8 protein-coding genes are annotated in these 4,362 nt (G+C 42.3%); 3 read left to right on the top strand and 5 right to left on the bottom strand.

Features of this window, described 5'->3' with window-relative positions; genetic code table 11:
* Window positions 1–269 precede the first annotated feature (269 nt).
* The 3 genes from VIP81_RS20365 to VIP81_RS20375 all read left to right on the top strand — a co-directional run bounded on the left by VIP81_RS20365 (window position 270) and on the right by VIP81_RS20375 (window position 1,859).
* A complete protein-coding gene (locus VIP81_RS20365; protein WP_331965446.1) occupies window positions 270–848 on the top strand; it encodes a protoglobin domain-containing protein in 579 nt (192 codons plus the stop codon).
* A 37-nt stretch (window positions 849–885) separates the two neighbouring features.
* Window positions 886–1,161: a DUF2024 family protein gene (locus tag VIP81_RS20370; protein WP_331965449.1), complete on the top strand. Its 276-nt coding sequence runs from the start codon at window positions 886–888 to the stop codon at window positions 1,159–1,161.
* A gap of 86 nt (window positions 1,162–1,247) precedes the next feature.
* Complete coding sequence (locus tag VIP81_RS20375; RefSeq protein ID WP_331965452.1) at window positions 1,248–1,859, top strand: MarR family winged helix-turn-helix transcriptional regulator; 612 nt, start codon at window positions 1,248–1,250, stop codon at window positions 1,857–1,859.
* Between the two features lie 3 nt (window positions 1,860–1,862).
* Here VIP81_RS20375 and VIP81_RS20380 read toward each other — a convergent pair whose 3' ends face one another.
* From VIP81_RS20380 to VIP81_RS20400, 5 genes are all read right to left on the bottom strand, one after another.
* Complete coding sequence (locus tag VIP81_RS20380; RefSeq protein ID WP_331965455.1) at window positions 1,863–2,336, bottom strand: GNAT family N-acetyltransferase; 474 nt, start codon at window positions 2,334–2,336, stop codon at window positions 1,863–1,865.
* A 31-nt stretch (window positions 2,337–2,367) separates the two neighbouring features.
* The gene (locus VIP81_RS20385; protein ID WP_133806987.1) at window positions 2,368–2,583 is read right to left on the bottom strand and encodes a hypothetical protein; all 216 of its coding nucleotides are present in this window, start codon (window positions 2,581–2,583) and stop codon (window positions 2,368–2,370) included.
* A 62-nt stretch (window positions 2,584–2,645) separates the two neighbouring features.
* The gene (locus VIP81_RS20390; RefSeq protein WP_331965460.1) at window positions 2,646–3,218 is read right to left on the bottom strand and encodes a DUF420 domain-containing protein; all 573 of its coding nucleotides are present in this window, start codon (window positions 3,216–3,218) and stop codon (window positions 2,646–2,648) included.
* 75 nt (window positions 3,219–3,293) lie between these two features.
* Window positions 3,294–3,986 carry an SCO family protein gene (locus tag VIP81_RS20395; protein ID WP_331965466.1) on the bottom strand — a complete coding sequence of 231 codons (693 nt, stop codon included), beginning with the start codon at window positions 3,984–3,986 and terminating at the stop codon, window positions 3,294–3,296.
* A 54-nt stretch (window positions 3,987–4,040) separates the two neighbouring features.
* On the bottom strand, window positions 4,041–4,362 hold a 322-nt coding region (locus tag VIP81_RS20400; RefSeq protein ID WP_331965469.1), incomplete at its 5' end, for a cytochrome C oxidase subunit IV family protein.

The following is a 4,362-nucleotide window of genomic DNA, read 5'->3' on the forward strand; positions in this document are numbered from 1 at the left end:
AATTGCTTTACCCTTGCGTATTCGAGGTTATCAGCGGGCATGGGTACTATCGGAAAACCATTCTTAGTAATGTAATATAGCATGATGCGGCGTGGTTATTATCAATACCATCAAAGCTATAGCGTTCATCTTACAATCACAAATAAAATTATATTAATATATCATACTACTAACGTACAGCAGTATACGTCATTATATAATTTTTTTAGTTAGGTAACCTTATTATATTTGTAATGACCAATCCGTGATGGAAATCTAAATGAATATGTATGAATGACGCTATGCAGCAAGGCAGAGCCGGATCAGATAACCCTAAATCCCCACTGGATGCACAAATGTTAGTCCGACTAAAAAGAATGCTGCTATTTACCAATGACGATGAGCAATATCTGATAATGGCGGGCAACATTCTGACTGCGCACACGGAAGACATTCTGAATAATTGGTATGATTACATTTTAAAGAATAATTATCTCGCTTATTATTTTACGCGGGATGGTGCGCCTGATGTAAATTATCTGCAAACCCTGCGTCCTCATTTTCGCAAATGGATTACTGACTTATGTACGCGGCAGGAAGGCAATACCTGGTGGCAGTTTGAAGAACGTATTGCTGCACAGCTACAGTTGAAACCAGCCCTTACAACTAATATGGACCCGTTGCCGGTAGAATACTTGCGGTATTTATCCACTTTTATATATCCTGTTTCTGAAGCAGGCAGACCTTACCTGGCCACGCATGGTCATCCGGCGGCAGACGTAGCTCACATGCAACAGGCATGGTTTAAAGCGGTTAGTTTCAGTGTTCTGTTATGGGTATATCCTCAAGCCCAATCGCTCCCATTTTAGTATAACCGTATACGTTAGCACCCAAAAGAAAAAGACTATGCAAGTCGCAGTTTACGACACATATGTTAAGAAAAAGGATGGAAGACATCTGCATTTCGACATTATAGTAACGAAAGACACCCGTTTTGAGCAGGTATTGGTATTTGGAAATTCCTATCTCCAGACCAAAAGGGGAGAGGGGCTGTTGGTATCACATAAGGACTGCCGTTTTTCCCATATTACCGAGATAATACCGCGGTGGGAGATCCAAATTCTGCGAAAAGGGTACTATATCCATGAGCTCGAAGGCTGCCGGGAAAAAAAAGGGATTTAGTCAAGGAATGTCACTAATATGCTATTTCACGCCATATATTTATATTGTACCTTGCCCCACTTAACTATTAAGGACAGCAAGAAAATATGGGGAAAGTTTCCACATTCAGCCCAGCACAGCAGGCAGAAAACACATCTAGTAAAGTAGTGGCCTCCCTGGAGCGATTATCAGAAGCCTTCCGTGTACTATTATGGCAGGAGGCCACACAGTATGGACTTAGTCCCATACAAATTCAGGTACTTACCTTTTTACTGCACTACCCGGAGGAAAAGCGTACTGTAACCAACCTGGCGTCATATTTCAACATGACCAAGGCAACGATCAGTGATGCAGTGAAGTCATTGGAACAGAAGCAATACCTGACCCGTAAAGCGAGTGCTACAGACACACGCAGTCACACTTTACACCTCGTAAAGGAAGGACGTGCCGTGGCAAAAAAAGTAGAACAGTTCGCCAACCCTTTACAGGACACGGTAGACCAGTTATCTGCAAAAGAACAGAGTGGGCTGCTGGAACAATTGATGCAACTGATCTATCAGCTGAATCAACAGGAAGTTATTTCAACGCAGCCGATGTGTTTTAATTGTCAGTCGTACACTGAGAAGAAAGGACACTATTGTAACAAGTTGAAAATAGCTTTGAACAATGGTGGTTTACGGGTAGACTGTCAGGTATTTGAGCTTCGGGAAGAAGAGTAGGAGTTATTGTATACGTGGCAACTGGCAGGTCATCTCATTATCGCCGGCCACAAAGCCCAATTGCTCGTATAATAAACGTCCATCCTTACTGGTATGTAAGCTTACCTTACCGGTATTACGTTCTTTTGCCTCTTCCATTAATTTTTGCAATAACGTTTTTGCAATGCCTTTCCGGCGGAAAGCAGGGAGCGTATACACATTCAGGATATAGGCAACTTTGCCTTCAAGATTGTGGTACAGTGGTGGCTGGTTATAAAAAACTATGCCGGCACTGGCCACAACCCTGCCTTCTGCCAAAGCAAACCAGTTTACAAAGTTATTCTTGGTAAGATGTTCTGTTAAGTAAACCCTGAGATGATCCTGCAACACGGTATCCTGGGAAATATCAGCCTTAGGGTAAATTTCTTTCAGAAACTGCAGCCGCAAATGCACCAACTGCGGGATATCTGTTATATCCGCCTTTCTGTAGGTAATCATAGTTCTTTTGGGTTATTCGAATTTATTTTTATCAGGCTTCCTTGTTACTCCTCCACCATCTAAAGGCCAGGAAACCAATAATTGCCAGGGGTGTTAAAGCCAACATCAGGATGCCATTATTCAGGCCCTTTGCAGGACCTTCGCCCAGCTGTTGTGCTGTTTTAGTACACAGGGAACACTGCGCCATTACTGACCCGCTCATCACCATTAAAACACCTGTCAGCAAAAACAAACCTGCCTTCTTCATAGTATTGCTTATTTGATCACACAAAATTAGGCTATCTCTCCCAAAAAAATCCGCTAAATATATTAGTGGTAGTAAGGGGAAATCATGATATAAACGATCACACCGGTCACTGCTACATAAAACCAGATAGGCCAGGTAATACGGGCTATTTTACGATGACGGGGAATATCATTCTGAAATCCGCGCAACAGGGTAAAAAGCACCAGTGGCACTATAATACCTGCCAGCACAATATGTGTCAGTAAAAGGAAATAATAAATATAACGTACGCCGCCGAGGATCGCTTTTTCCGAAGCATCTAAGATACCGTTATGATCCAGGTCGCCGAAACGTGTTTCAGGGGCCAGGGCATGGTAGGTAACATAAGACAACAGGAATAGTGCGGACAGTGCCACCGCAATTAAATTAGCGGTTTTATGCGCTTTCACCTGACCGTTTTTAATAAAGTACAGGCTGGCCAGCAACAACACTGCTGTCGCAGTGTTCAGAATAGCATGGAACAACGGCAGTATCCTGATATCAAATCCAGGATGCATCTCCGGTTTGGGCAAAACAAACAATAACGCCACCAACGCAGGGATCGCGATAGATACAATGGTAATGGGCGTATTGAGATTTTTATTTTTAAGTTCCATATCTGCTAAATATAAAGGTGAATAAGGTAAGGTGAACACCCTTTCCTTATTCACCCTTTCAAATAAAATTATTTATTACTTTTCTCCGGAGAATAATTTTTTGAGGAAGGCTCCAAAACCTGGTCTATGTCTTTCCTTTGCCAGATGCAATATGGCGATATCGCCTGCGCATCGTTTTACTGCATTGGAATCCAGCCCGTCGTAGTATCCCCTGATATTTCCGTTTTTGTCAATCAGCACGAGCTTTTCCGTATGTATAAAATCATCCGGACCACCGTCTCCTTTGGTAACTGAAACAAAAAAATCGTTTCGGGCGAGGTCGTAGATTTCTTTTTTACTCCCGGTCAGCAACCACCAGTTATCAGGATTGATCTGGTAATCATATGCGTATTTACGCAGTTTGTCTACCGTATCTCTTTCCGGATCTACTGAAAAAGAGAGGATCTGGAGTAAAGAATCATTCTTTACGTAAGCACTCTGGATCTTTCTCAGGTTCTTAGTCAATGTAGGACAGATACTTGGGCAGGAGGTGAAAAAGAAATCAACCAGTAATACTTTTCCTTCCATGTCTTTCAAACTAACGGATTGACCGAGTTGGTTGGTCAGTTTGAAGTCCCTGATCTTATGAAAAACGGTATCGTAAGAAACTTTACCATTTTCAGAGATCGTATCTACTCTCTCGGGGATGAAGTAACCGGGTACTGGCACCACATTTTTTCCGTAGTGATCTACGATGAGATAACCCAAAAGCGGCACCAATATAGCCAATGATACTCCTAATAAAGCCCTGCGAGTGATGATCCTGACAATTTATAAATGAAATTAATGATGCTTTTCAGCTGGTCCAACCTTTGGAGTTTCTACGGGAGTACCTGGTTTCAGGTCTTTACGCATATTTTTCCAGGAGTCACCTTCATAAAGGAAAGCGATGATAAACCATACGAACAGCAGTAAAGGGATCAATACCGTCATGATCAGGTTTTTGATTTCATGACCTAAGTGCATAAATTCCGCTACTATATAGAAAGCTTTTACCAGGGTAAGACCGATAAATATTGCGTTCAGCAATACTCTTGGCAGGAAACCGTATTCCAGGTGTAAGAACGCCAGACCTACTTCCACCAATGTGATACACAACAGGATC

The organism is Chitinophaga sp., assembly GCF_036566945.1.
Taxonomy (GTDB): domain Bacteria; phylum Bacteroidota; class Bacteroidia; order Chitinophagales; family Chitinophagaceae; genus Chitinophaga.